A 26,071-nucleotide genomic window follows, 5' to 3' on the forward strand; every position below is an offset into this window, starting at 1 on the left:
TTCAGGCTTTGGGAGTAAGCAGGGCGCGGGCGCCCTCGGTCAGCATCAGGTCGGCAACCTGCCGGCCCAGGCCCAGGGCAGCAGCCCGGCTGCCATTGGATTCGGCACGCAGTATCTCGCTGCCGTCCGGGCTCGCGACAAAACCGCGCATGCGCAGGAAATGCTCATCGACGATCTCGGCATAGCCGCCCAGCGGCGTCTCGCACGAGCCATCGAGCCGCAGGCTCATGGCCCGCTCGGCCGTCACGCAGTCGGCCGTCTCGGCATGGTTCAGTGGGGCCAGCAAGGCCAACAGTTCCGCACGATCGGCACGAATCTCGATACCCAGCGCACCTTGGCCCGGCGCGGGCAGGCTTTCCTCGGGGCTCAGCGCCGTCTTGATCCGGTCGCCCAGCCCAAGTCGCTTGAGGCCCGCGGCGGCCAGGATGATCGCGTCGTACTCGCCGGCATCGAGCTTGCCCAAGCGGGTCTGCAGGTTGCCGCGCAGCGGCTTGACCTGCAATTGCGGATAGACCGCCCGGATCTGCGCTTCACGGCGCAGGCTGGACGTACCCACCACCGCACCGGCAGGCAGGTCGACCAACCGGGCATAGGCATTGGAGACAAAGGCATCGCGCGGGTCTTCGCGCTCGGTGATGGCCGCGATGGCAAAGCCATCCGGCAGCCGCATCGGCATGTCCTTCATCGAATGCACGGCCAGGTCGGCGCGGCCTTCGAGCAGAGCCGTCTCCAGCTCCTTCACGAACAGGCCCTTGCCGCCGATCTTGTTCAGGGTCACGTCGAGGATGCGGTCCCCCTGGGTAGTCATCCCCAGCAGTTCCACTTTCAATCCCGGATAGAGCGCTTCAAGACGGGTGGCGATGTGGCGGGCTTGCCACAGGGCAAGGGCGGATTCGCGCGTGGCGATGACGAGGTGATCAGGTACAGACACAGCGGGCAGTCTCGGGGGATAGATGTATTTGCTCAGATTCTAGCATGCGCACCGGCACAGTCCCGGAGAGGGAGAACTGTAGCGGCCTACCAACAAATTACTAAACTGCCGCCGGAAGGGCCTGCTTGCTCGCATCAGCGAGCCCCCCCGTAAAGAGGACGCCGTGGTTGTAGGCCCCTGAAGGGGCAACAACCACGCAGTCGAGACGGCGAGGCCGCCAGAGTTCTTGGCGCTTTAGCGCCAAGAGCCTGTGCGTGCAGAACTCGGGGGGCCGTGGGGGCCCGGATTAAATCAGCGAGGAATGGTTGATCTCAGAAAGACCTTAAGCGCCCAGGCTTCCCGGGCGGAGCCACGCTCCCAGAGATCGCCACCTCAGGTAGAGCGTCACCTCCCCATGCCCCCGACCTGCTGGGCAAGGTAGGTCGCGTAGTTGTCGGTCATGCCGCCGATGAAATCGAGCACCCGCATATAGCTCTCGTACAAGGGCCAGTCCCGGATCGGCGCGTTGTACTCCATCAGGTCAAGGATGCGCTTATTGCGAAAACTCAAGCGCTCCGGCTCGATGCGCAGCTGGTAGGCCGCGCCGCAAAAGGCTTCCAGCAGGATATCCAGGCAGGTGAAGCTGCCGACCTCGATCTCGACTTTGCGCCGGTTGTTGAAGATGCGTTCACGCGCCAGTTGCTTGGCGTCGCGTATGCCATGCCTGACAAAGTCCGGGCAGGCTGCAATCAGGTCGCCCTCGTACTCGCCGGCCAGCAAGGCATCGTGATGACGCAGGAAGGCGGCCGTCACCTCGCGCACGCAACGGTCAATCGCCTTGGAGCGCAGCAGCGACATCTTGCGCCGCACGCTGGGCGCCCCCGCCACTTCCAGCGCCAGCAGATCGTCATCGATGCCGGCGAGCCGGATCAGCATCGGCGCGATGGTCTCGAACGGCAACATGCCGATCTCCACCCCGTCCTCAAGGTCCAGGATGGCATAGCAGATATCGTCGGCCGCCTCCATCAGGTAGCTCAGCGGATGGCGGCACCATACGCCGCCCCCCTTGGCGATCAGGCCAAGCTCCAGCGCCACCTCGTCGAGCAACTTCTTCTCCGCTTGGTAGCAGCTGAACTTCTCCTTGAAGCCGGCATGCTCGCTGGTCCAGGGGTACTTTAGCGTCGCGCCCAAGGTCGCGAAGGTCAGTCGCATGCCGCCGTCGAAACGATGGTTCTCGAGCTGGGTCACCACCCGGAACCCCTGCGCATTCCCCTCGAAGGTCTGCACGTCGCGACGCTCGTCCGCGGTCAGGTTCTGCAACAGATAGGCATTGGCCGACTGTCGGAACCAGTCGCGGATCGCGTACTCGCCGGCATGGCCGAACGGTGGATTGCCAATATCGTGCGCAAGGCAAGCCGCCTGCACGATGGCACCGATATCGTAGGGAATGATATGCGCCGGCAGCTTGTTGCCCAGCGCCTGCCCGACCATGATGCCCAGCGAGCGTCCCACGCACCCGACCTCGATCGAATGCGTCAGCCGGGTATGGACATGGTCGTTCTCGGTCATCGGATGGACCTGGGTCTTGCGACCCAGCCGACGGAATGGCGAGGAAAACGCCAACCGGTCGTGATCCTTGTGGAAGTCGGACCGTCCTATCGCCGGCCCGGTCTCCGGAACCCGGCGCGGTGCGCGCAAGCGATCAGCGGAGAGCAGTTGCGGCCAGTTCATTTGCGACATGAGTCACTACCTTGCAAGCCGGTATGCGGCGAAGAAAGCCATTGTAGTGGAGGACGCCCGGATAGGAAGCCGCCAACCATTCCGCTCAGCCATACACCCTGGGTTGAGCCAGGTAGCTTGGGTTGAGCAAAGCGAAGCCCAACACGCCCAGCCGCCGCCAAAGAACCTAAACCACCAATGCCCGCACCAACACCCCCTCGAAATCCACCGTTGCCGGCAAGGTGCCGAAGCTATCCCCCCAATCGCCCATCAAGCGCGACTGCACGAAGGCATGTGCCACGAAATCCGGCCCGTGCTGCAGCAACAAGCCAGCCTGCACCGCCAGCACCAATTGCTGGGTAATCCGCCGTGCCCGGCTCTCCAATCCCGCCGGCTCGCTGAATTGCCGCTGCAGATCGGCGACAAACCGGTCAAAGCCAGCATGCCGACCCAACGCCGGCGCCAACTCCGCCTGCAATATCTCCAGCGTACGCGGGCTCTTTGCCAGGGCGCGCAATACATCCAGGCACATGACATTGCCCGAACCTTCCCAGATCGAATTGACTGGCATCTCGCGGTAGATACGCGCATGCACGCCCTCCTCGACATAGCCGTTGCCGCCCATCACCTCCATCGCCTCGGCCGCCAGCTCCGGTCCTCGCTTGCAGACCCAGTACTTGGCCGCCGGCGTCAACAGGCGTCGCAACAGCGTCTCCGCCTCGTCGTCGCGGGCGTCGAATGCCCTGGCCATCCGCATCGCCAGCACGATGGCCGCCTCGGTTTCCAGTGCCAGATCGGTCAGCACATTGCGCATCAGCGGCTGGTCGATCAGTCTTTGGCTGAACACCACACGCTGCCGCGCATGGTGCAGCGCCAGCGAGGTTGCCTGCCGCATCATGCCGGTGCTGCCCAGCACGCAGTCGAGCCGGGTATAGGTGCCCATCTCCAGGATGGTCGGCACCCCGCGTCCTTCCTCGCCCAGCAGTACACCATGGGCCGCCTGGAACTCCACCTCGCTGGAGGCATTGGACTTGTTGCCGAGTTTATCCTTCAGTCGCTGGATCAGGATGGGGTTCTTGCTGCCATCGGGTTGCCAGCGCGGCACGAAGAAGCAGGACAAGCCTGCCTCGGCCTGGGCCAGCACCAGGTGCGCGTCGCACTGGGGGGCGGAGAAGAACCATTTGTGGCCCGTCAACCGGTAGCTGCCGTCGGCCGTCCGCTCCGCCCGCGTGGTATTGGCGCGGACATCCGACCCACCCTGCTTTTCGGTCATGCCCATGCCGATCAGGGCGCCACGCTTCTGCGCCAGCGGCAGGTCGCGCGGGTCATAGTCGCGGCTATACAGCACCGGCAGCCAGTCGCGAGCCAAAGCCGCGTCCCGGGCGATCGCCGGCACCGCGCCATAGGTCATGGTAGTGGGGCACAGGCTGCCCGCCTCAAGCTGCGCCTGCAGCAGGTAGCCGGCAGCCCGCGCCGCATGGGCGCCGGCTTTGGGCTCCGCCCAGGGACCAGTATGAAAGCCCCGATCGACAATGCCCTGCATCAGCGCGTGCCAGGCCGGATGAAACTCCACCTGGTCCCGCCGATACCCCCGGGCATCGAACGCCCTAAGCTGCGGCGGATACTGGTTGGCCAGCCGTGCCAGCTCCACCTGCTCGGCAGTACCCAGCAGCATGCCGGTAGCCGCCAGTTCGGCCTCGGCCCAGCTGGCGCCCTCGCGGGCGACCGCCTCGCGCAAGGCGGGGTCCGCGAGATAGGGGTTGTAGTCCGTTAGGGGTGTGGACTGATTACTAACGGTATGGGTGGGCCAGCTCATGCGTGTCTCCTCGCTATTGCCAGCAGACTAGTCCGCACTCCTCAGCCAAGCAAGCGCTCGAAACAATCTGAATCAAGGGATGTCGGCGTAACCCATTCGACGCTGGATGATCGCGGTCTTGCGCAACAATCCACGTGCGGAACGGTTCTTGTCGTAATAGCGCGGGTTGGGCACCATCGCCGCCAGCTTGGCGGCCTGGCCGGCACCGAGATTGGCAGCGCTAGTCTGGTAGTAGTGACGCGCGGCGGCTTCGGCGCCGAATATGCCATTCCCCCACTCGATCACATTGAGATAGATCTCGAATATCCGTCGCTTGTCCATGACCGCTTCCAGCATGAAGGTGATAGCCGCCTCCTCCATCTTGCGCAGATAGCTGCGCTTGCCGCTGAGGAACAGGTTCTTCGCCAGTTGCTGACTGATGGTCGAACCACCGGCCGAGATGCGGCCCTTCTTCTGGTTCTTCTCCCAGGCGGCCTGCATGCCCTCCCAGTCAAAGCCCTCATGCTCCAGGAACTTGGCATCCTCGCTTGCCACCAGCGCCCGCTTGAGATTGGGCGAAATCTTCTCGTAGGGTACCCACTGGTACTTGAGCTCGGCATCGGGGTTCTTGTCCTGCAGCACGCTCAACTGCTGGTCCATGAACGCCGTCTCGGACGGATTGTGGTCACGCCACCACAAGACATGGGCGAAGATCCACAACTGATAGAGGATGAACAACAGGATCAGGGCCAGCAGGATGCGGCCGAACAGGCGTAGGAGGCTCATGGCGGTCGATTATATCGCCGCGCGCTACTTCTCATTCCGCTTGCGCAACGCAGCCTGTTTCGCCGCACGGCGCAGGAACAGGGTCTGCCTGGAAAAATCGGTGCAGTAATGGCAGATCAGCAGGTGCAGGCGCAACTTCACCTTCTCGCCCAAACCCAGTTGGCGATCTAGCCCTTCAGAAACCAGCCGAGTGGCATCCTTACAATTCATCCCGCTTCCAACCCAAACCAGTTTTTCTCAAGACAAAGACGCAGGCTCATGCGCGCACGATAGAGCAGCACTGAACAATTGGTCGCCGTGATCTCGAGATTCTGACAAATCTCCTCGATCTCGTAACCCAGGCTCTCCCGCATCGCAAAGACCAGTGCGGTGCGTTTGGGCATGCGCTCGGCGCACGCCTCGTAGACCCGCCAGAAATCCTGTTGCTCCAGCGCCGCATCGGGATGGGTCCAGGGTCTCGGCCCGTCACTTCCCCAATGGCCGGTCTTGTCGAACAGGCTGTCAAAGTCGCTGACGCTACCCTCCTCGTCCAACCGCTCGTCCAGCTGCAGAGGGTCACGGCACAGCTTGCGCTGCGCATCGATCAGCTTGTGCTTGAGTATGCCCGTCAGCCAGGTCTTGACGCTCGATTGCGCTGTAAACCCCTCCTTGGCCTGCAAGGCGGCCAGCAAGGTATCCTGAACCGCCTCCTCCGCCGCCGCTTCATCCCGCAGGCGGTACAGGGCATAACGCAGCAGATAGGCCCGGTGATCGGCCAATTGCTGATCGTCTGGCAAACTCAAGACATCTTCTCCCCTACACTCACATCCGCCACCACCCGGTTGCGACCGGCATCCTTGGCACGATAAAGCGCCGCATCCGCCGCGATCAGCAACAGGTGCAGTTCGGTATCCGTGGGCCGCAACTCCGCCACGCCGACGCTGACGGTAACCGGCACCAGCGTGCCATCCTCCAGCGTCAGCGGCGCATTCTCCACCGCCTCACGGATGCGCTCCGCCGCCTCGATCGCCTGCGGCAGCGCCGTTTCCGGCACCAGCACCACGAACTCCTCACCACCCAGTCGGGCGGGCAGGTCACCCTGCCGGCGCGAAGTTTCCAGCAGTCGGGCGATGCGCACCAGCACTTCGTCGCCGACCGCATGGCCATGGGTATCGTTGACCAGCTTGAAATGATCGAGATCCAGCATCAGCAGCGACATCGGCCGGTGATGGCGACGCGCCAGTTCGAACAATTCCCCACCACGCTCGAAGAAGCGCCTGCGATTGGCCAGACCGGTCAGTGCATCGGTGCTGGCCTCCTCGGTCAGCCGGGTTTCGCGCGCATGGCGGGCGGTCACATCCACCAGGCTCAGCAGCATATCCTCCGAGCTGTCCTCACCGTTGCTACCCAGCAGGGTAGCGGACACAGCCACCCAGCGCTCCACGCCATCGCCACAGCGCAATGCGAACTCCATTTCACGCAGCGTGCCCGCGTCGCGCAAGGCACCGCTGAGCGCCTTCCACTCCTCCGGTCGAACAAACAGCTCCACCACCTGCAAACCCGCGAGGCTCGCCAGCGGCAAACCGAACAAGGCAGCCATATCGGGATTGGCATAACGGATACGGTCCGGTCCGTACTCCACCACCCCCAGCGCACACGGAGAGGCCTCCAGCATGCTGCGCATGCGTTGCTCGCGGGCGATCAGCCTGGCTTCACTCTCGGCCAGCGCACGCGCCTGTTGGCCGGCGCGCCACAACAGCACCAGTAGGCCAACGCCAAGGATCAGTAACAGTGCCAGGCCCAGCAAGGTCACCACCAGGCCGGCCCGCCAGTCGGACAGATAGTCGATCTCCGACGCCCCCACCCCGATCAGGAAAGGGTAGCCCGGTACCTGCCGCACCGCCAGCAGCCGGCGTTCGCCATCGATGGGTGAGTTGTAGAAATAGGTGTCCTGCAACAGCTTGGTCGGCTGCCAGACAAGTTGCTCGAATTGCCGGCCGATCAGCTTGCGATCAGGCAAGGGCTGCCGTGCGACCAGGTGCCGCTCGGCATCGACCACCGCCACCGAGCCATGCTGGCCCAGCTCGATATCGGCAAAGTGCCGGCTCCAGGCCTCGATGTGCATGCCCGCCACCACCACAGCCCGCAAACGCCCTTCTGCACTGAACACCGGTCGCGCGAACACGACGCCAAGCCGGCCCGTCGTCCGCAGGGTATAGGGGGCCGAGATCACCAGACCCGGCTTGGGGGCACGCAGTAGGTTCTGGATATACGGCAGGTCGGAAAAACTGACGCGCAGATTGGCTGCGGTCGAGTACGCGACCCGCCCCTCGGCATCGAGCACCGTCACCGCCGCCATGTGCGGCAGTCTTTCGGCCTTTTCACGTAACAGCATGATGGCCTCGAAACCGATCGGCTCGCTCCACGACACCGGCGGGTTCACCGGCAGACGCTCGGCCTCATGCGCCACATCCTTCAGCATCAGGTCCACCTCGCGGGAGGTACCCAGCACGCGCTCCTCCAGCAGGCGGGCCGTGTTATAAGCGTTCACGGCAGCCTTCTGCTGGGCACTGTCGTAGCCGGTGACCAGCCACCAGCCCAGCGCCGCGGTCAACACCAGGATCAGCGTCAACACCCCGGCCATCGCCAAGCGGGTATTGCGTGGCAAATCGGCGTACAGACTCTGTAGCAAGCGGCGTGGCAAGATCGGCTTCATCGAACAGTGGTTGACCTAGACAAATTAGCCCATACCGGCCCATTGTGCAGCATCGCTGCGGGCTTCAAGACAGCCAGTGGGCACTGCCACCCCGCGCCACATGGCCCGCCAGCAGCCGCTGGAACACCGTCGGGTCCTTGCGGAAAGTCAGCTCGCCGGCCTGCGGCTTGTGCCAGTCCCACAGGCGCGACACCCAGAACCGCAAGGCCGCCGCACGCAGCATCAAGGGCCAGGCCGCACGTTCGGTCGAGCTCAGCGGCCGGACCGCCTGGTAGCCCGCACACAAGGCCTCGGCACGTGCGGCATCGATATGGCCATCGGGTTCGCTGCACCAGTCGTTCAGCGTGATCGCCAGGTCGTACAGCAGGATATCGTCACAGGCGTAGTAGAAATCGATAAAGCCCCCGATCTGCTCGCCGTGCATCAGCACATTGTCGCGGAACAGGTCGGCATGGATCACCCCGCTCGGCAGATGGGTAAAGCGCTGTCGCGCCTGTGCAGCCACCTCGGCCTGCAGCAGGTTGCGCTCCGGCAGGTCCAGAAAGCCGTACAGATCGGTCGCCGCCGCATTCCACCAGGCCGGACCTCGCGGATTGGGCATCCGTCCCGGATAGGTCTCACCCGCACGATGCATCTGCGCCAGCATCGCACCCAGAGCGCGGCACTGCGCCGCGCTCGGATGCTCGACCGGCTCGCCCTGCAGCCACTTCACCAGGACCGTCGGCTTGCCGGCCAACTGGTCGATGTACTCGTCGCGCAGGTTCGCGATCGGCGCAGCACAGGCGATGCCGTGGTGCGCCAGGTGTGCCATCAGGTTGACGTAGAACGGCAACTCGCTCGCCTGCAGGGTCTCGAACAGGGTCAGCACGTAGCGCCCCTGCGTGGTTGTCACCGCGTAATTGGTATTGGTGATGCCGGCAGCGATGCCCTTGAATTCCACCAGCTCGCCCAGCGAGTAGTGTTTGAGCCAGTCTCGCAACTGCTCGGCGGTAACGGTCGTAAAAACGGACATGAAAGCAATCGGCCAGGGAAAACGGCGCCACGGCGGCACCATGGAAGGCAGGCGGCGAGGCAGTCCCCGCCGCCCGGCATATCAGAAGCGCTTGATGACCCACATCGGCGGACGGGTCACCTGCTGGCCATCCTTGCGTACCAGCTTGCCGGTGCCGTCGTCGTCGCTGAGAAAGTACTCCGGACCCACCTTGGGCTTGACCTTGACCATGTACAGCTTGCCACCGACGCGGTACTCGGTGACGGTCGCGTCATCACGCTGGATGATGGTCACCTCGGGCTCTTCCGACGGATCATCGGCCGTCGCGGCAGGGATAGGTGGTGGTGGTGGCACCACCGGCTTCGGCGGCTCGGCGGCAAACAGGGGGGCTGCTGCCACGAGGGCGAGGGCCAGGATCAGGGTACGCATGATACTTTCTCCGGACAGGCCCGCCGCAAAGCGGCGGGCAGATTCAAATCAGAGGCTGAGCTGCATTTCGCGTTCGGCCGGGCTAAGCCCGAAGCCGCGCGTCTCGTAGAAGGAAAAGATAGCATCGACCACGGCGTGCGGCTCGTCGATGACCTGCATCAAGTCCATGTCGACCGCATTGATCATGCCCTCAGCCAGCAGCGAGCTGCGGAACCAGTCCAGCATGCCACCCCAGAACGCACTGCCCACCAGGATGATCGGCATCTTGCGGGTCTTGCCGGTCTGGATCAGCGTCAAGGCCTCGCTCAGTTCGTCCAGCGTACCAAAGCCTCCCGGCATGACCACATAGGCGGTCGCGTTCTTCACGAACATCACCTTGCGGGCAAAGAAGTGCCGGAAAGTCTGGCTGACGTCCTGATAGGGATTGCCGTTCTGCTCATGCGGCAACTGGATGTTCAGTCCCACCGACGGCGACTTGCCATGGAACGCCCCCTTGTTGGCCGCCTCCATGATGCCGGGGCCGCCACCGGAGATCACGCTGAAGCCGGCGTCGCTCAGCAGGCGGGCGATCTCCTCGGTCAGCTTGAAATATGGATGGTCGCGCGGGGTCCGGGCCGAGCCGAAGATGGAAACCGCAGGCTGGATCGCCTGCAGACGCTCGGTCGCCTCGACGAATTCGGACATAATCTCGAAAACCCGCCATGCTTCGCGCGAACGATAGGCGTGGCTGGCTGCCATGGCCGCCGGGTCGGTATCGCTCGGTAGTTTGTTCTTGGCACTCATGGTTTCTTCTCTATTTTTAGGTTTTGTAGGAGCTGGCCTACCCGCGACGGTTCCCGCCGGGGGCGCTCCTGCAGCATTACCGGGGTTAAGTGTATATGTCCACCAAAACGCTCTTGCTGATCGACGGCTCCTCTTATCTGTATAGAGCGTTTCACGCCCTGCCTGACCTGCGCAGTCCGGCCGGCGCGCCTACCGGCGCCCTGCGCGGCATCCTGGCCATGCTTAAGCGGCTGATGAAAGACGTCCCAGCCGATTATATCGGCTGCGTCTTCGACGCCAAGGGCAAGACCTTCCGCGATGACCTTTATGCCGAATACAAGGCCCAGCGCCCCTCCATGCCGGATGACCTGCGCGCCCAGATCGAACCCATCCACGCCGCCATCGCCGCCCTGGGCCTGCCCATCCTGATGGTCGACGGCGTCGAGGCCGACGACGTGATCGGCACCCTGGCCCGCCAGGGCGACGCTGCCGGCATGACCGTGGTCGTCTCCACCGGCGACAAGGACATGGCCCAGCTGGTGACCGAGCGAGTCCGCCTCGTCAACACCATGAGCGAGGAAACCCTCGACCAAGCCGGCGTGCTCAACAAGTTCGGCGTGCCGCCGGAACGTATCGTCGACTACCTGGCCCTGATCGGCGACACCGTCGACAACGTCCCCGGCGTCCCCAAGTGCGGCCCCAAGACCGCCGTCAAATGGCTGGCCGAGTATGGCGACCTTGACACCATCATGGCCCGGGCCGGGGAAATCGGCGGCGTGGTCGGCCAGAATCTGCGCGACACGCTGGACTGGCTGCCCATGGGCCGCACCCTGGTCACCATCAAGTGCGACGTGGACCTGCAGTCCGAAATGCCCGATGGCATGGCCAGTCTGATCCCGCGCGATGCGGACCGCGCGACCCTGGCCAGCCTTTACGAAACCTATGGCTTCAAGAGCTGGCTGGCCGAGATCAAGGGCGATGCCGCCGTCGGCGACAAGATCGCTGCCGATGGCAATAGCAGTGCCCTGCGCAGCTTCGCGCCGGAAGAAACCGGCGAGCTGACCGAACTGGGCCGCGATTACGACTGCATCACCAGCACCGAACAGCTTGCCAGTTGGCTGGCCAGGCTGGAGACGGCCGATCTGGTGGCACTCGATACCGAAACCGACAGCCTCGAACCGTTGCAAGCCCGCATCGTCGGCATCAGCTTCGCCGTTGCCCCTGGCGAGGCCGCCTACCTGCCGCTGGCCCACCGTTATGCCGACGCCCCGCCGCAACTGGACTTCGACACGGCACTGGCCTCACTAAAGCCCTGGCTCGAGGACGCCAGCCGTAAGAAACTCGGCCAGAACCTGAAGTACGACCAGCATGTCTTCGCCAATCACGGCATCGCACTGGCCGGTGTGGCCGAGGACACCCTGCTGCAGTCCTATGTGCTCGACAGCACCGAGCGCCACGGCATGGACGAACTCGCCGCCAAGCATCTGGGCCTCAAAGCCATCTCCTATGAAGAAGTCGCCGGCAAGGGCGCCAAGCAGATCGGCTTTGGTGAAGTCGCGGTCGACGTCGCCACCCGCTACTCGGCCGAGGACGCCGACATCACCCTGCGCCTGCACCAGGCCTTCGCACCCCGCCTGGCCGCCGAACCAAGGCTGGACTATGTCTACCGCGACATCGAGATGCCCAGCCGCGAAGTCCTGTTCAAGATGGAACGCCACGGCGTGCTGCTCGACGCCAGCCTGCTCAACAAGCAAAGCCACGAACTGGGTCAGACCATGCTCAGGCTGGAGCAGGAAGCCTACGAGTTGGCCAGCCAGCCCTTCAACCTCGGCTCGCCCAAGCAGATCGGCGAGATCCTGTTCGATAAACTCAAGCTGCCGGTGCTGAAGAAAACCCCCAAGGGCGCCCCGTCGACCGACGAAGACGTGCTGACCGAGCTGGCCCGCGACTACCCCTTGCCGGCCAAGCTGCTGCAGCACCGCAGCCTGTCCAAGCTCAAGTCGACCTATACCGACAAGCTGCCGCTGATGGTCAATCCGCGCACCGGCCGGGTCCACACCAATTACGCCCAGGCCACCGCCATCACCGGCCGGCTGGCCAGCAACGATCCCAACCTGCAGAACATCCCGGTCCGTACCGCCGAAGGCCGCCGCATCCGCGAAGCCTTCATCGCCCCCAAGGGCAGCCATATAGTCAGTGCCGACTATTCACAGATCGAACTGCGCATCATGGCCCACCTGTCGGGTGACGAAGGCATGCTCAAGGCCTTCGAGGCCGGCATCGACATTCACCGCGCCACCGCTGCCGAGGTATTTGGCGCCAGCCCCGACGACGTCAGCAGCGATCAGCGCCGCTACGCCAAGGCCATCAACTTCGGCCTGATCTACGGCATGAGCGCCTTCGGCCTCGCTGCCCAGCTCGATATCGAACGGGGTGCCGCCCAGAACTACATCGACCGCTACTTCGCCCGCTATCCCGGCGTCGCCGCCTATATGCAGAACACGCGCGAGACGGCCCGGGAACAAGGCTATGTGGAAACCTGGTTCGGCCGCCGTCTGTGGCTGCCGGAGATCCGCTCCGCCAACCAGGGCCGCCGCCAGGGCGCCGAACGTGCCGCCATCAACGCCCCCATGCAGGGCACCGCGGCCGATCTGGTCAAGCTCGCCATGGTGGCCGTCCAGGACTGGCTGGAAAAGGACGGCCTCGCCAGCAAGCTCATCATGCAGGTACACGATGAACTGATACTCGAAGTCCCGGACGCAGAGCTCGAACTGGTCAAGGTACAGCTACCCGCCCTGATGGCCGGTGTCGCGGACCTCAAGGTCCCCTTGCTGGCCGAAGTCGGCGTCGGCCCCAACTGGGAAGCCGCTCACTGATAGCCCGTTGGCACGGCGGTAAAACACCATGAAAAAAACGCCCGGTATCACCGGGCGTTTTTCTTTTACCGACAACCGCTTACTTGGCCGGTGTCTCAGCCGCCTTCTTGGCTGCACCGGCAAAGTCACCGGCGTAGACATGCAGGATCTTGGACGGATCGATGTACTTCTTGATCACCGCGTTGACCTCATCCAGCGTCAGCGCCTGGATGCGGGCATCGATCTCCGCACTGAAGGCCAGCGTGCGGCCGGTCTGCAGCTGCGACACATGCAGACTGGCCAAGGCGCCATCCTGGGCACGGGATGTCTGCCGTTGCTGCATCAGGCTCTGCTTGGCCTCGCTCAGCTCCTCGGCGGTGATACCGTCACGAACCAGACGGGCAAGCTCTTCCTGCACGCCCGCCTGCATCTTGGCCAGGTTCTGCGGTGCGTAGATGGCACCCAGTCCGATCTTGCCGCTAGGCTCGAAGCTCGACGCTTCCAGGCCGCTGCCGGCACCGTAGCTGATGCCATCCTTCTGCCGCAGGCGATCCATCAGGCGCGATTTCACGCCACCACCCAGCACCTTGTTCGCCACCAGCAAGGGGGCGTAGTCCGGCGAGGTGTCCTGCAGCTTGAGCGGCAATTCGGCGCTGTAGTAGGCATTGGCCTTGTCCGGCGTCTCCAGTTGCTGGACGGCCGACTTCGGCTCCGGCGCCGGGTTGCTCAGGCGCGCGTACTTGCCCTTGCTCTTCCAGTCGCCGAACAGGCTCTTGATCTGTGCCGTCGCTTCCGCCGCGTCGAAGTCGCCGACCAGCGCCACCTCGCCATGGTCCGCCCCGTACAGGCTGGCGTAGAAACGCTTTACATCGGCCAGCTTGGCGTTCTTGTACTCCGCGATGGATTCGTCGAAGGTCGCGGCGTAGCGAATATCACCCTTCGGGTACCGGTTGAACTGGCGTGCCAGCGCTTGCGCAGCCACGGCCTCAGGCTGGCTGCGATTGGCTTCGATGCCGGCCACGTTCTCGTCCTTCAGCTGCGCAAACTCGGCAGCCGGGAAAGTCGGTGCCCGCAGCACATCGCGCACCAGGGCCAGTAGTTCCGGCAGATGCTTGCGGCTGGTCTCGAAGTTCACGCTTAGGGTCTGTCCACCGCCATGCACGCTCAACTTGCTCTTGAGGCCATCGAGCTGGGCGGTGATGTCGGCCCGGCTCATCTTGCCAGCCCCACGCAGCAGCATGTCGGCGGCGAGGTCGGCATTGGCAGACTGGCCAAACAGGCTCTTCTCGTCGCCAAAATCCAGCCGGATGCTGCCGGACACCGCATTGGCACGGCTCTTCTTTGGCGTCAGCGCCACCTTGAGGCCATTGCCCAGTGTCAGCCGCTGGGTCCGCTTCTCAATATTGGCCGGGCTCACATCAAAGGCTTCGCCCTCAGCCACCGCCGCCTTGCCCTGGTAGTTCTCTACCAGCTTGGCAATATCCGGTGTCGTCGGCATTACGGTCCGGTCCGGTGCCTTGGTCGGTACGAACTGGCCAAAGGTGCGGTTGCTCTCCTTGAAATAGTTCTCCGCCACCCGCTGCACATCGGCAACAGTCAACGCTTCCATGCGGTCACGGTTCAGGAAGAACAAGCGCCAATCGCCCTTGGCGATCGATTCGGACAATTCCACCGCCAGTTTTTGCGGGTCATTGATGGTTTTGTCGATATCGTTCAGGTAGCTCGCCTTGGCGCGCTTGAGTTCCGCCTCGGTGACCGGCTTCTTCTTGAAGCCTTCCACGCTTTCCAGCAGCAGCTTGCGCACCTGCGGCAGGGACTGGTCCTTGGACAACTCGGCCCAGAAGATGATGTAGCCAGGTTCAGCCAGGTCCAGCGCCCAAGGCTCCACGCCGACCGCCTTCTTGCCCTCGACCAGCAGCTTGTGCAGCCGGCCATTCGGCGTATCGGCCAGGATGCTGCCCAGCGCCGTAATGGCGACCGAATCCGGGTGAGCACCCGCCGCGGTCGGGTACAGCGCGGCGGCGAGCTGGCTGTCAGCCACGCGGCTGACCGTGAACTCACGCGCGCCATCGCGTGGTGCCTCTTCGGTATAGGTCGACGCCAACGTGCGGGCCGGCTTGCTCAGACGGCCAAAGCTCTGCTCCACCAGCGTCAGCGTTTTGGCCGGGTCGAACTTGCCGGTGATCGTCAGCACGGCATTGTCCGGCTGGTAGTACTCGCGGTAGAAGCGCTGCAGGTTCTCGATCTTGACGTTCTCCACGTCGCTGCGCGCACCAATCGTGTTATGGCCGTAGTTATGCCAGTCGTAGGTCACCGCGGTCAGTTGCTTCCACAGCACGCGGTGCGGGTTGTTCTCGCCCATCTCCATCTCGTTACGGACGACCGAGAACTCCTTGTCGAGGTCCGCCTTGGCGATGAAGCTGTTGACCATGCGGTCGGCTTCCATGTTCAGCGCCCATTCGAGGCTCTCGTCCGAGGACGGGAAGGTCTCGAAATAGTTGGTGCGGTCCATGAAGGTCGTGCCGTTGAACTGCATGCCGCGCTTGCCCAGCTCCTGCATGATGTTGCCGCGCGACGGCGTGCCCTTGAACACCATGTGCTCCAGCAAGTGGGCCATGCCCGTCTCGCCGTAGCTTTCGTGCCGGCTGCCCACCAGATAGGTGATGTTCACCGTCGTGGTCGGTTTGGAGGCATCCGGCGCCAGCAACACGCGCAGGCCATTGGCCAGCCGGTATTCGGTAATGCCTTCGACGCTGGTGTATTTGCTGGCCTTGGCCGCTACGGCGGCACTACTGGCGTTGCCACTCGCCTCGGCGGCTGCAGCAGGCAGCGCAAAGCCAAGGGACAGGGCGAGCGCAATGCTCAAGGGGGTGAAACGCATGCAAGCTCCTTTGCAGGGTCGTGATCGACCCGGTCTTGTTGTGATGTTGGCGATAGCCGGGAGGATGCTAGCGCGAGTGCCACCATCCGCGCCTAATCGACGTGATGAAGCCCCACAAATCGCGGATGAAATGAGACAGAAAGGATGCAGACCAGTTCAGCCGGTCAGCGAGGGCAGATCATCCAGGAAGCCGATCACACGACAGATACGCCACGCTGGCATCACCGTCGCGCTCAGCTTCGCAGGAGGCAGTCCTAGCAGGGCACTGCCCAGTATTCGTCGCTAAGGCGATCACCGCGCAGAGGATGCCGCTTCGCGTAAAGTGGGTCTTCAGACCCGCGCGGACCGCCTTCGCCAGAAAGGGTCACGCCGCAGACTCAGGGGGTCGGGGCCTCCGCCATCGCCCGTAATGTGCTGCCGGTCGCGCGGCAGATGCGCCACTCCGGCATCACCGTCGCGCTCAGCGCCCGGTAGAAGTCCAGCGCAGGCTGGTTCCAGTCCAGCACCGCCCACTCAAAGCGCCCGCAGTCGCGTGCCACCGCCCGCTTGGCCACCTCGCGGAACAAGGCCTCGCCAATGCCGTTACGGCGATATTCCGGCAGCACGAACAGGTCTTCCAGATAGAGGCCGGGCTTGGCCAGAAAGGTTGAGTAGTTGTGGAAATACAGCGCAAAGCCCACCGCCTGCGCCGCCTCGCCACGCTTCACCTCGGCGATCAAGGCCTCGATATACGGCCGCGGCCCCCAGAGGTGCTCATGCAGTTGTTCGGGCGTCCCGGTGCACTGGTGGGTCAGCTTCTCATAAGCCGCCAATTCGCGGACCAGGGCATACAGCGCCGGTGCATCACCCGGCTGCGCATCGCGTATCGTGAACTTGGGCCTCATGCCGCCACACTCCCCAAGGCCTGCCGCAGGCTATCGGGCAGCGGCTTGGAACTGCCGGCCGCATAGTCGCACCAGACGATCACCGCTTCCGCCTCCGCCGCCACCTGCTCAGGCTGGTCGTCGCGGCAGATCCGGTGAGCCAGCGTAAAGCTGCTGTTGCCGACCTTCTTCACGCTGGTCTCCACCCGGACATCGCAGGGATAGACCAGCGGCACCCGGAACTGGCAACTGCTGGCCGCGAGGATAGGCCCATACCCGGCCGCCACCATCACGCTCCAGCCGCGTTCTGCCAACCAGCGCACCCGCGCCTCTTCGCAAAAACGGTAGTAGAGCGTGTTGTTGAGGTGGCCCAGGGCATCCATGTCACCCCAGCGCATGGGGAAAACATCGGTAAACAGCGGGGTCGTGGTCATGGCGGGCTCGGGCAGCGTGAAATCAGCCGCTAGATTAGCGGGCGATGCGCTTTTGTTAAACCCTTGCGTCATGAAAGTCGCACAGATGTGCGGGATATGCCCCAACGCAACCCGCAGGCCCCCCAGCCCCGGCCTATCGGCACACAGACACGCCTTGCACAAATTGCATAGGGTGAAAGCCGAGGCCGCCCTACACCAGAGGCTTCGCTGCCCGGGTTCGTATCCCCCGGCGAGCTCGGAGTACCTTGGCAAGCGGCGTCATGCTTGCTCGCGGAGAGCAGGGCGCGCCCAGCGCAGCTTGGGTTGAGCCCCCCGGAGCCCGATGCCCAAACTCACTCCGCCTTCGGCAGGATCGTGATCTCTTCGTCAAAACACCGGATCACGCTACCCGCGTACAGCTTGCGGGTCTTGCGGAACTCGATCTCGCCGTCCACCTCGACCAGCCCTTCCGCCACCATGATCTTGGCCATGCCGCCGGATTCGGCGATCGCCAGAAACTTCAGCAGGTTGTGCAGCTCGATGAAGTCGCTGGTCAGCTGGAATTGATGCATCGCCATATCAGTGTCCCGAGGCCTTGCTGGCCATGATCTTGTCCGTCAGTGCCATCACGATGGCAGAGGCGAGGAAGGTGCAGTGTATGACCACCTGCCACAGTATCGTGCGCTCATCCATGGTCGAGAAGTCACCGGCGCTGATGAACGTCTTCAGGAGGTGGATGGACGAAATACTGATCAAGGCCAAAGACAGCTTGGTCTTGAGCACACCGGCGTCGACATGCGACAACCACTCCGGCCGGTCCTCGTGTGTCTCGATCACGTCGATCTTGGACACAAAGGTCTCATAGCCGCCGATCACCACCATGATCAGCAGGTTGGCGATCATCACCACGTCGATCAGGCCGAGCACGATCAACATGATCTGGGTCTCGGTCATGCCCGGGGCATCGGCAACCAGATGGATCAGCTCCCGCAGGAACTTGTAGACATAGACGCCCTGGGCCACGATCAGGCCCAGATAAAGCGGCGCCTGCAGCCAGCGGCTGAAGAAAATGAACGCTTCCATGCGACGAATGACGGGTTTCAAGCTTGCGGCTCCTGTTTAACGTTTTGCTGCCTGCCACTTGGCGATCGCTTCGCGGATGGCTGGCAAGGCGGCCAGCGCAGCACGCTCGCCCTCCAGCACGGCAGTATGTTTCTGTTCGAATTCGGCAGCGCCGATTTTACCCACCCTGGGCCGGATGACGACCTCGGCACGCGCCAGTTCCTGCTCACCCAGGTGCTGCCCCATGATGGTGACCGTCTGGCCCAGGATGCCGGTGATCCCCTCCACCGGCTTGCCGTTCTGCGCCTTGGCCGAGATATCCACCGCGATCACGATGTCCGCTCCCAGCTCGCGCGCCGCATCGACCGGCACCGGGCTGACCAGCCCACCGTCCACATAACGCTTGCCGGAAACCAGCACCGGCTGGAACACCCCCGGAATACTGCAGGAAGCACGTACCGCCTGACCGGTATTGCCGCGCGAGAACGCCACGCGCCGGCCGGTATCCAGTTCGGTCGATACCGCCGCAAACGGCTTGGCCAGCTTCTCGATCGCGCGGTTCTTCACAAGTTCATTGATGTAGTCCTGCAGCTTCTCGCCCTTGACGAGACCACCGCTGGACAAGGAAAAGTCCCGCACGCGTGACTCCTCCAGCGAGAACGACTGCTCCTGCAGCGCAAAGCCATCCATCCCGCTCGCGTACAGCGCCCCGACCACGCTACCGGCACTGGTGCCGGATACCACAGTCGGCGCCAGGCCCTGCGCTTCCAGCACCTTGATCACCCCGATATGGGCGAAGCCCTTGGCCGCACCGCCGCCCAAGGCCAGCCCGATACGTGGCTTGAGCACCACCGGCACCGGTGGCAGCGGCGCGGGCGCCGGCGTGGCGACGGGCGCTGGCGGGGTGGCGCAGGCGCCAAGCAGCAAGGAAACAGCCAGGAGCAGGGTACGACGTTGCATGGAGGCTCAATACCGGTAATGGGGGCGTGATTGTAACGGTCAGGCCGTCTCGGAGGGCACGACTTTCATCACTTCCTCCATCGTGGTCAGGCCGGCGGCAAGCTTCTGTGCCCCCGCCAGCTTGAGCGGTTTGAGGCCGTCCTTGATACCTTGTTCCCGTATCGCGTTCGGATGCGCCTGCGTCGCGATCAGCCGGCGCAACTCCTGGCTGACCGGTAACATCTCGTAAAGGCCGATCCGCCCCAGGTAGCCGGTATTGCGGCACTCCAGGCAGCCCACCGGCTTGTAGGCGGTTTTCGGCAGCGGCGCTTTCCACGGCGCCACCAGCGCGTTCCATTCCGCCTCCAGCGGCGTATCCGGCTGCTTGCAGTGCGGGCACAGTGTCCGCACCAGCCGCTGCGCCATTACCCCCACCACGGTCGACGACACCAGATAGGGCGGCACGCCCAGCTCCAGCAAGCGGGTGATCGCGCTCGGCGCATCGTTGGTATGCAGCGTCGAGAGCACCAGATGACCAGTCAGCGCCGCCTGGATCGCCATGTCGGCGGTTTCCCGGTCACGGATTTCGCCCACCATGATGATGTCCGGATCCTGCCGCAACAGCGTGCGCACACCCTCGGCAAAGCTCAGCTCGATCTGCGCGTGTACTTGCATCTGGTTGAAGCTTGGCTCGATCATCTCGATCGGGTCCTCCACCGTGCAGACATTGACCTCCTCGGTCGCCAGCTGCTTGAGGGTGGTATACAACGTCGTCGTCTTGCCAGACCCGGTCGGCCCCGTCACCAGCACGATACCGTGCGGCTGGGTGACAAAGCCCTGCCAGCGCGCCTGGTCCTCCGGCCCGAAGCCCAGCGCCGCAAAATCACGCACCAGAATGGCCGGATCGAAAATTCGCATCACCAGCTTCTCGCCAAACGCCGTCGGCATCGTGGACAAGCGCAGCTCAATCTCGCGCCCATCGGGTGATTTGGTCTTCACCCGGCCGTCCTGCGGCCGGCGCTTCTCCGCCAGGTCCATGCGCCCCAGCACCTTGATGCGCGAGATCAGCGCATTCATCACCGCCGGCGGCACCTGGTAGACCGCATGCAGCACGCCGTCAATCCGGAACCGCACATGGCCCGCCTCGCGTCGCGGCTCCAGGTGGATATCGGACGCCCGCTGGGTAAACGCATACTGGAACAGCCAGTCCACCAGCGCCACGATATGGTGGTCGTTGGCGTCGACATTGCCGGTCCGGCCCAGCTGCACCAGTTGCTCGAAGTTGGCGAAGTTGTTCTGCGTGCCGGTCTGCGCCACCGCCTGCTTCACAAAACGGGAGAGGTTGTAGAACTCCGGCAGGTAGCGGTGGATGTCCTCCGGGTTGGCCAGCACCCGCTTGATCTCGCGCTTCAGGATGCGGCTCAGCTCATCCTCCCAGTCCCGCACGAAAGGCTCGGCCGTCGCCAGCGTCACCGAGGTCGCATCCACGGCCACCGGCAGGATCGCATAACGGCTGGCATAGCCATGGCTCACCACGCCGGACACCGCTGCCACATCGATCTTCAGCGGGTCGATATGCTGCCAGGGCAGGTCGATCTTCTGGCCTATCCAGCGTCCCAGCCAATGGATATCCATACGCTCGCCGGTCTTCAGGCTGTGCCAGTTCTGCGGCGCGATGGAATTGAAGGGATGCGTCTTGCCATGGGCCGAGGTCCGGGCCGGGATCAAGAACGCCTCGGCCGTGTCGGCAGGCACATGGCCTTCCTCGATCAGCGCCTCGACCAGTCCCTTGATCGAGAGTCGGTTATCGCCATGGCCGCGTACAGGGTGGAATTTTTTCATGTCGTCCAGAGAAGGGCGTTCAACGCAGACCATCCCAGGACGGTACTGCACGTGGATACGGTGGGCGAGGCCATCCAGGCCTGGCCGACAAGGCGACGCTTGCGAGCGTCATAGCCTGTCACTCCCGCCATTTAAGCTGGTTTCGCCGCGATTGTCGCGTCGCATGTCGGGCCGCTACAGACCCCCTCGCCCATCACGGAGTTCTGCAAATCAGGCGGACTTCTTTAGAATTAGCCCAATAGCCCGCGTGTCCTGCCGTGATGCACGACATGCCGGGCATCCCCTTATCCGACCAAAGCTTCCCCATGCCAGATCTCATCCGTGCCGACGTGCTCCTGACCGAGCTCGGCTTTGCCGCCTCCCGCACCATCGCCCAGCAGCAGATCGCCGCCGGCCGCGTCACCCTGCTCGAGGCCGGCCAACGCATCGCGGTCAAGAAGCCCAGCCAGAAGCTGCTGGCCGATGCCCGGCTCGACGTCACCGAAGACCCGTCCGACCGCTACGTCTCGCGCGGCGCACTCAAGCTGGTCGGCGCCCTGGCCCATACCGGCCTGTCGGTCGCGGGCTATCGCTGCCTCGATATCGGCATCTCCACCGGTGGCTTCACCGACTGCCTGCTGCAGTCTGGCGCCGCTGCCGTCGTCGGCGTGGACGTCGGCCACGGCCAGCTGCACCCCAACCTGGCCGATGACCCACGGCTCACCCTGTTCGAAGGCGTCAATGCCCGGGCGCTGGAAGCCGAACCCATCCTCGCCGCCAACAGCGACCAGCTGTTCGACCTAGCCGTCGCCGACCTGTCCTTTATCTCGCTGACCCTGGTCCTGCCGGCCTTCGTCCCCCTGGTCAAGCCGGGCGGCAAGCTGCTGTGCCTGGTCAAGCCACAGTTCGAGGTCGGCAAGGATGGCGTCGCCAAGGGCGGCATCGTGCGCGACGAGGCCCTGTATGCAGGCGTGAGGGAAAAAATAGAGGCCGCCGCGAATGGGCTGGACCTGACGGTACTTGACTGGTTCGACAGCCCCATCACCGGCGGCGATGGCAACCGGGAGTTCTTTATCTACGCGATGAAACCGGCCTAGCAACACCCAAGGCCGCCAGGCCGGCGGTCAGCCCCGCTCAGTCGCGGTAGCGATCATGCTTGTGATGTCCCTTGTGCTTGCCGTGGTCACGATGACCACGGTCCTCGCGGACCACGACGCGCTTTTCGATCACACGGGTCTCCGGCTTCTGCGACTTGCTGCCGATGGCCGCACCGGTCGCGCCGCCGATAGCCGCACCGATAATGGCGCCATTCTTGCCGTCCAGTTTCTGACCAATGGCAGCGCCAGCAGCGCCACCCACGGCGCCACCGATCACGGCGCCACCATCTACGGCCAGGGCAGGTAAAGCCAATGCCATCAGGCTGGCAGCGATAAGGGTACGGAACATGCGTCAAACTCCAGCTACGATGTAAATATTAGAGTTTGCTATTTTAACCCAGTTGGCATGTGATAACGATTCAGGGTATGAAGAAGTAAATAGTGACAGCGCGCCCTTCCGAAGGGCATCCCGCGTCACGGATAACGACAGGGCATTCGGCAAGACTTGAGGAGCGTGGCATGGCAACCCGCAAAGTGCTGTACCTGGAAGACAACCCACTGGACGTTGTCCTGACCCAGAACGCCTTGCTGCGACTGGGTGTGCCCCTGGAAGTGCACGTCACCGGTAATAGCGAGGAGTACTGCGCCGCCCTGGGGCGCGAGCCCTACGACCTGGTGATCTCCGATAGCGGCGTACCCGGCTGCGAGGGTCACGAAGCCCTCTGGCTCGCCCAACGCATCCAGCCGGACGTACCGTTCGTCTACTTCAGCGGCCATGCCGATTCCCTCAGCGCCGAAGCCGGCATGGAAGCCGGCGCGCTCGACTACATCGGCAAGCAGGACCTCTGGCGGCTCAAGCACACCGTCCGCAAGGTACTGGACCGCCCGCCGCCACATGCCCTGGTAGACAGGCTGCACCTCAGCGCCCGTCGGCAGGCCCGCCTGGTCCGTGCCGTGCAGGAACTCTCCATGGCCCGCGACCTGTCCGATGTCACGCGCGTCGTCCGCACCGCCGCCCGCGAGCTGGTCCTCGCCGACGGCGCCACCTTCGTCCTGCGCGAAGGCGATATGTGCCACTACATCGACGAAGATGCCCTGGGCCTGCTCTGGAAAGGCAAGCGCTTCCCGCTGTCCGCCTGCATCAGCGGCTGGGCCATGCTCAATCGCGCCCAGGCCGTCGTCCCCGACATCTATGTCGATGACCGCATCCCGCACGACGCCTACCGGCCGACCTTCGTCAAAAGCCTGGTCATGACGCCGGTCCGCAAGCCGGACCCGATCGCCGCCATCGGCACCTACTGGGCCCAGCCCTATCTGCCGGACGGCGAAGAAGCCGAACTGCTGCAAACCTTGGCCGACGCCGCCGCCCTCGCGCTGGAAAACGTTCGTAGCTACAGCGACCTGGAACGTCGCGTCAATGACCGCACCCGTAGCCTGCAGGCCATGAACCAGGAGCTCGAAGCCTTCTCCTACTCGATCTCGCACGACCTGCGCGCCCCGCTGCGGGCCATCAACGGCTTCGGCAGCATCCTGATGGAAGACTATCTGGCCAAGCTACCGACCGAAGGCCGCCACTACCTGCTGCGCATCTGCACCGAAGCCGCCCGCATGAACGAGCAGATTGACGATCTGCTCAAGCTGTTCCAGCTCTCCAACCAGCCATTGCAGTGGGACACCCTCGACATCGCCCGCCTCGCCGGCCAGATCCTCACCCGCCTGCGCAACCGCGAGCCCGCCCGCAAGGTCGAGGTCTACATCGCCCCTGCGCTGCAGGTCCAGGCCGATCAAGGCCTCATGCTGTCCCTGCTGGAAAACCTGATCGGCAATGCCTGGAAATACTCCAGCCGACGCACCATCGCCAGCATCGAGATCGGCATGCAACCCACGGGCGACGGCGACGAAGTCTTCTTCGTCCGCGACAATGGCGCCGGCTTTGACCTTGCCAAGGCAGCCAAGCTCTTCACCCCGTTCCAGCGCTACCACCCCCAGCAGGAATTCCCCGGCACCGGCATCGGTCTCGCCCTGGCGCAACGTATCGTCCATCGCCACGGCGGCCAGATCTGGGCCGAATCCACCCCCGACCAAGGCGCCTGCTTCTACTTCACGCTAGGTCACCCCTAAGGACACGCCTGTAGGTCGGGTTGAGCGCAGCGAAGCCAAACACCCCGCCCTCACGTCAACTTGGCCTCGCTATGCCCCAGGCCCTTCTCCGGCGCGATCACGTCCCGCACCCGCTGCTTGAGCACCGCCGCGTCCGGGAACCCCTGGTCCGCCTTGCGCTCCCACACCAGCACCCCGTTGGCCCGGACCTCGAATACCCCGCCGGTTCCTGGCTGCAAGGCCACCTCCCCGATCTCTTCCTCGAAGGTGGACAACAGCTCCTGCGCCAGCCAAGCCGCACGCAGCAACCAGCGACATTGCGTGCAATAGTGGATCTCGATACGAGGGGTATGCATATCAGCCTTGGTTAATCTGCAGCAACGTCATCTGCAGGAAGGAAATCGAAAACTAGAATGTAGCGGTCTGCCCGTCAATCCGCGTTCTAACACAACAGGAAGCCATGTCCAGCCTAGCCACAGGGCGCAACTTGCGCAGCCACTGCCCCCGTTCGCTCCATGCCCATACCGGCAAACGCCGGCACGACCCGCTACAACTGCTCGAGGACAGCGGCCAGCAACGCGTCACCGCGCTCCTGCCCATGCGCTACGGCCGCATGCTGCAATCGCCGTTCGCCTTCTTTCGCGGCACCGCCCTGCTGCAGGCACACGACCTGGCCAATACCGCCGATACCGGCCTGACCGTCCAATGCTGTGGTGATGCCCACCTGATGAACTTCGGCGGCTTCGCAACGCCGGAACGCAACCTGGTGTTCGACCTCAACGATTTCGACGAAAGCCACGTCGGCCCCTGGGAATGGGACGTCAAACGCCTCGCGGTCAGCGGCACCCTGGCCGCCCGCCACCTGGGCCTGGACGACGCCACCGCCGCCCAGGCCGCCTGGCAGGTTGCAGACAGCTACCGCATCCACATGGGGCAGTACGCCACCATGAGCCGGCTCGACATCTGGTACGACAAGCTGACCTTCGAGCGCCTGCGCGAAGTCTGCGGTAGCGAATCCCTGCGCCAGCGGCTCGGCCGGGCCGAAGAACGCGCCCGCGGCCGCACCCACGACAGCCTGCTCGACAAACTCACCACCCGCGAAGCCGGCGATTGGCGCCTGCGCGACGCCCCGCCTGAACTGTTCCACCTGCACGGCGAAGGCTCGCTGCTGGACCGCCGCGACCAATGGCTGGAAACCCCGGACTGGCGCGCGCTGGTCGACACCCTGATCAAGGGCTACCGCAGTACCCTGCAGGCCGACCGGCGCACCCTGCTCGACCAATACCGCATCGCCGACCTCGCCTTCAAGGTCGTCGGCGTCGGCAGCGTCGGTACCCGTTGCCTGGTACTGCTGATGCTCGACGAACAGGACCACCCGCTGTTCCTGCAGATCAAGGAAGCCAGCCGCTCGATCGTTGCCCTGGCCCGCCAGCAACGTGCCGGCCGCAGCCACCAGGGCCAGCGGGCGGTAGAGGGTCAGCGCCTCATGCAGGCGGCCAGCGATGCCTTTCTCGGCTGGTGCACCGGCCCCGCCGGCCGGCACTTTTATGTAAGGCAACTACGTGACATGAAGGTCGCCGCCCAACTGGAACGCTTCGACGCCGATACCCTCTGCGCCTACCTGCGTGCCTGTGGCTGGACGCTCGCCCGGGCCCACGCCCGCTCCAGCGGCCAGGCCACTCAGATCGCCGGCTACCTCGGCAAAAGCAGCACCTTTGCCGATGCCATCGCCAGCTACGGCCTCGCCTACGCCGACCAGGTCGAAGCCGACTTCCACCTGTTCCAGCAGGCTGTCGCCCACGGCCGCTTCCCGCTGGATACGGCAGACGATGCTCGCCACGACCGCTTACCGTAGTAATCTGTCACGAACTTTCCGCGCCGCGCCGGTCTGTTTCAGGTCCAGACGGCGCCGGTTCTCCTGCGAGGACTGCACCATCGATTGACCCCCGTTTC

23 protein-coding genes are annotated in these 26,071 nt (G+C 64.0%); 4 read left to right on the forward strand and 19 right to left on the reverse strand.

Annotated elements, in window-relative coordinates:
• Position 1 precedes the first annotated feature (1 nt).
• From hemC to ACYVHK_RS16165, 10 genes are all read right to left on the reverse strand, one after another.
• On the reverse strand, positions 2-931 hold the full coding sequence (gene hemC, locus ACYVHK_RS16120) for a hydroxymethylbilane synthase (protein WP_460534165.1): 930 nt from the start codon (positions 929-931) through the stop codon (positions 2-4).
• A 384-nt stretch (positions 932-1,315) separates the two neighbouring features.
• Entirely contained in the window at positions 1,316-2,650 is a 1,335-nt protein-coding gene (locus tag ACYVHK_RS16125; protein ID WP_460534167.1) for a deoxyguanosinetriphosphate triphosphohydrolase family protein, read from the reverse strand.
• Positions 2,651-2,816: 166 nt separating this feature from the next.
• Positions 2,817-4,445, reverse strand: a complete 1,629-nt coding sequence (locus tag ACYVHK_RS16130) for an acyl-CoA dehydrogenase family protein (RefSeq protein ID WP_460534169.1) — start codon at positions 4,443-4,445, stop codon at positions 2,817-2,819.
• Positions 4,446-4,517: 72 nt separating this feature from the next.
• A complete protein-coding gene (gene mtgA / locus ACYVHK_RS16135; RefSeq protein WP_460534171.1) occupies positions 4,518-5,210 on the reverse strand; it encodes a biosynthetic peptidoglycan transglycosylase in 693 nt (230 codons plus the stop codon).
• A gap of 24 nt (positions 5,211-5,234) precedes the next feature.
• The gene (locus ACYVHK_RS16140) at positions 5,235-5,420 is read right to left on the reverse strand and encodes a zf-HC2 domain-containing protein (protein ID WP_460534173.1); all 186 of its coding nucleotides are present in this window, start codon (positions 5,418-5,420) and stop codon (positions 5,235-5,237) included.
• Positions 5,417-5,992, reverse strand: coding sequence for a sigma-70 family RNA polymerase sigma factor (locus ACYVHK_RS16145; protein ID WP_460534175.1), 576 nt, complete (start codon positions 5,990-5,992; stop codon positions 5,417-5,419). The genes ACYVHK_RS16140 and ACYVHK_RS16145 overlap by 4 nt, the downstream gene beginning before the upstream one ends.
• Entirely contained in the window at positions 5,989-7,905 is a 1,917-nt protein-coding gene (locus ACYVHK_RS16150; protein WP_460534177.1) for a sensor domain-containing diguanylate cyclase, read from the reverse strand. Before ACYVHK_RS16150 ends, ACYVHK_RS16145 begins: the two co-directional genes overlap by 4 nt.
• A 64-nt stretch (positions 7,906-7,969) precedes the next feature.
• The gene (locus tag ACYVHK_RS16155) at positions 7,970-8,917 is read right to left on the reverse strand and encodes a homoserine kinase (RefSeq protein WP_460534179.1); all 948 of its coding nucleotides are present in this window, start codon (positions 8,915-8,917) and stop codon (positions 7,970-7,972) included.
• A gap of 81 nt (positions 8,918-8,998) precedes the next feature.
• Positions 8,999-9,325, reverse strand: a complete 327-nt coding sequence (locus tag ACYVHK_RS16160) for a DUF2782 domain-containing protein (RefSeq protein WP_460534181.1) — start codon at positions 9,323-9,325, stop codon at positions 8,999-9,001.
• Positions 9,326-9,373: 48 nt separating this feature from the next.
• Positions 9,374-10,108, reverse strand: coding sequence for an LOG family protein (locus ACYVHK_RS16165; RefSeq protein ID WP_460534183.1), 735 nt, complete (start codon positions 10,106-10,108; stop codon positions 9,374-9,376).
• 95 nt (positions 10,109-10,203) lie between these two features.
• Here ACYVHK_RS16165 and polA point away from each other — a divergent pair, with 95 nt between their 5' ends.
• Complete coding sequence (polA, locus tag ACYVHK_RS16170; protein ID WP_460534185.1) at positions 10,204-12,963, forward strand: DNA polymerase I; 2,760 nt, start codon at positions 10,204-10,206, stop codon at positions 12,961-12,963.
• Positions 12,964-13,042: 79 nt separating this feature from the next.
• Here the strand turns inward: polA and ACYVHK_RS16175 are convergent, their stop codons facing one another.
• The 7 genes from ACYVHK_RS16175 to ACYVHK_RS16205 form a co-directional block, all read right to left on the reverse strand.
• Positions 13,043-15,823: a M16 family metallopeptidase gene (locus ACYVHK_RS16175; protein WP_460534187.1), complete on the reverse strand. Its 2,781-nt coding sequence runs from the start codon at positions 15,821-15,823 to the stop codon at positions 13,043-13,045.
• A 377-nt stretch (positions 15,824-16,200) separates the two neighbouring features.
• Positions 16,201-16,707, reverse strand: a complete 507-nt coding sequence (locus ACYVHK_RS16180; RefSeq protein ID WP_460534189.1) for a GNAT family N-acetyltransferase — start codon at positions 16,705-16,707, stop codon at positions 16,201-16,203.
• Positions 16,704-17,120, reverse strand: coding sequence for an acyl-CoA thioesterase (locus ACYVHK_RS16185; protein WP_460534191.1), 417 nt, complete (start codon positions 17,118-17,120; stop codon positions 16,704-16,706). Before ACYVHK_RS16185 ends, ACYVHK_RS16180 begins: the two co-directional genes overlap by 4 nt.
• 332 nt (positions 17,121-17,452) lie before the next feature.
• The gene (locus tag ACYVHK_RS16190; RefSeq protein ID WP_460534193.1) at positions 17,453-17,677 is read right to left on the reverse strand and encodes an RNA-binding S4 domain-containing protein; all 225 of its coding nucleotides are present in this window, start codon (positions 17,675-17,677) and stop codon (positions 17,453-17,455) included.
• A 1-nt stretch (position 17,678) separates the two neighbouring features.
• Positions 17,679-18,203, reverse strand: coding sequence for a YqhA family protein (locus tag ACYVHK_RS16195; protein WP_460534195.1), 525 nt, complete (start codon positions 18,201-18,203; stop codon positions 17,679-17,681).
• Between the two features lie 15 nt (positions 18,204-18,218).
• Positions 18,219-19,121, reverse strand: a complete 903-nt coding sequence (locus ACYVHK_RS16200; RefSeq protein ID WP_460534197.1) for a patatin-like phospholipase family protein — start codon at positions 19,119-19,121, stop codon at positions 18,219-18,221.
• Between the two features lie 39 nt (positions 19,122-19,160).
• A complete protein-coding gene (locus ACYVHK_RS16205; protein WP_460534199.1) occupies positions 19,161-20,942 on the reverse strand; it encodes a GspE/PulE family protein in 1,782 nt (593 codons plus the stop codon).
• A gap of 305 nt (positions 20,943-21,247) precedes the next feature.
• Between ACYVHK_RS16205 and ACYVHK_RS16210 the strand changes: the two genes are divergently transcribed.
• Positions 21,248-22,018: a TlyA family RNA methyltransferase gene (locus ACYVHK_RS16210; RefSeq protein ID WP_460534201.1), complete on the forward strand. Its 771-nt coding sequence runs from the start codon at positions 21,248-21,250 to the stop codon at positions 22,016-22,018.
• 37 nt (positions 22,019-22,055) lie between these two features.
• Here ACYVHK_RS16210 and ACYVHK_RS16215 read toward each other — a convergent pair whose 3' ends face one another.
• The gene (locus tag ACYVHK_RS16215; RefSeq protein WP_460534203.1) at positions 22,056-22,367 is read right to left on the reverse strand and encodes a YMGG-like glycine zipper-containing protein; all 312 of its coding nucleotides are present in this window, start codon (positions 22,365-22,367) and stop codon (positions 22,056-22,058) included.
• Positions 22,368-22,537: 170 nt separating this feature from the next.
• On the opposite strand from ACYVHK_RS16215, the gene ACYVHK_RS16220 reads away from it, so the two are divergent.
• Positions 22,538-24,139 (forward strand): ATP-binding protein, encoded by a 1,602-nt coding sequence (locus tag ACYVHK_RS16220; RefSeq protein WP_460534205.1) that lies wholly within the window; start codon positions 22,538-22,540, stop codon positions 24,137-24,139.
• A 50-nt stretch (positions 24,140-24,189) separates the two neighbouring features.
• Here ACYVHK_RS16220 and ACYVHK_RS16225 read toward each other — a convergent pair whose 3' ends face one another.
• A complete protein-coding gene (locus ACYVHK_RS16225) occupies positions 24,190-24,474 on the reverse strand; it encodes an Rdx family protein (RefSeq protein ID WP_460534207.1) in 285 nt (94 codons plus the stop codon).
• A gap of 104 nt (positions 24,475-24,578) precedes the next feature.
• On the opposite strand from ACYVHK_RS16225, the gene ACYVHK_RS16230 reads away from it, so the two are divergent.
• Complete coding sequence (locus tag ACYVHK_RS16230; RefSeq protein WP_460534209.1) at positions 24,579-25,973, forward strand: DUF2252 domain-containing protein; 1,395 nt, start codon at positions 24,579-24,581, stop codon at positions 25,971-25,973.
• Positions 25,974-26,071 lie beyond the last annotated feature (98 nt).

It is taken from the genome of Chitinimonas naiadis (assembly GCF_054780835.1).

Coding starts and splice junctions, on each gene's coding strand:
- ACYVHK_RS16125 (WP_460534167.1), bottom strand. CDS start 2,650: ATGTCGCAAATGAACTGGCCGCAACTGCTCTCCGCTGATCGCTTGCGC.
- ACYVHK_RS16160 (WP_460534181.1), bottom strand. CDS start 9,325: ATGCGTACCCTGATCCTGGCCCTCGCCCTCGTGGCAGCAGCCCCCCTG.
- ACYVHK_RS16175 (WP_460534187.1), bottom strand. CDS start 15,823: ATGCGTTTCACCCCCTTGAGCATTGCGCTCGCCCTGTCCCTTGGCTTT.
- ACYVHK_RS16210 (WP_460534201.1), top strand. CDS start 21,248: ATGCCAGATCTCATCCGTGCCGACGTGCTCCTGACCGAGCTCGGCTTT.
- ACYVHK_RS16185 (WP_460534191.1), bottom strand. CDS start 17,120: ATGACCACGACCCCGCTGTTTACCGATGTTTTCCCCATGCGCTGGGGT.
- ACYVHK_RS16155 (WP_460534179.1), bottom strand. CDS start 8,917: ATGTCCGTTTTTACGACCGTTACCGCCGAGCAGTTGCGAGACTGGCTC.
- ACYVHK_RS16200 (WP_460534197.1), bottom strand. CDS start 19,121: ATGCAACGTCGTACCCTGCTCCTGGCTGTTTCCTTGCTGCTTGGCGCC.
- ACYVHK_RS16180 (WP_460534189.1), bottom strand. CDS start 16,707: ATGAGGCCCAAGTTCACGATACGCGATGCGCAGCCGGGTGATGCACCG.
- ACYVHK_RS16190 (WP_460534193.1), bottom strand. CDS start 17,677: ATGGCGATGCATCAATTCCAGCTGACCAGCGACTTCATCGAGCTGCAC.
- ACYVHK_RS16140 (WP_460534173.1), bottom strand. CDS start 5,420: ATGAATTGTAAGGATGCCACTCGGCTGGTTTCTGAAGGGCTAGATCGC.
- ACYVHK_RS16230 (WP_460534209.1), top strand. CDS start 24,579: ATGTCCAGCCTAGCCACAGGGCGCAACTTGCGCAGCCACTGCCCCCGT.
- ACYVHK_RS16165 (WP_460534183.1), bottom strand. CDS start 10,108: ATGAGTGCCAAGAACAAACTACCGAGCGATACCGACCCGGCGGCCATG.
- ACYVHK_RS16150 (WP_460534177.1), bottom strand. CDS start 7,905: ATGAAGCCGATCTTGCCACGCCGCTTGCTACAGAGTCTGTACGCCGAT.
- ACYVHK_RS16220 (WP_460534205.1), top strand. CDS start 22,538: ATGGCAACCCGCAAAGTGCTGTACCTGGAAGACAACCCACTGGACGTT.
- ACYVHK_RS16215 (WP_460534203.1), bottom strand. CDS start 22,367: ATGTTCCGTACCCTTATCGCTGCCAGCCTGATGGCATTGGCTTTACCT.
- mtgA (WP_460534171.1), bottom strand. CDS start 5,210: ATGAGCCTCCTACGCCTGTTCGGCCGCATCCTGCTGGCCCTGATCCTG.
- ACYVHK_RS16205 (WP_460534199.1), bottom strand. CDS start 20,942: ATGAAAAAATTCCACCCTGTACGCGGCCATGGCGATAACCGACTCTCG.
- ACYVHK_RS16130 (WP_460534169.1), bottom strand. CDS start 4,445: ATGAGCTGGCCCACCCATACCGTTAGTAATCAGTCCACACCCCTAACG.
- ACYVHK_RS16225 (WP_460534207.1), bottom strand. CDS start 24,474: ATGCATACCCCTCGTATCGAGATCCACTATTGCACGCAATGTCGCTGG.
- polA (WP_460534185.1), top strand. CDS start 10,204: ATGTCCACCAAAACGCTCTTGCTGATCGACGGCTCCTCTTATCTGTAT.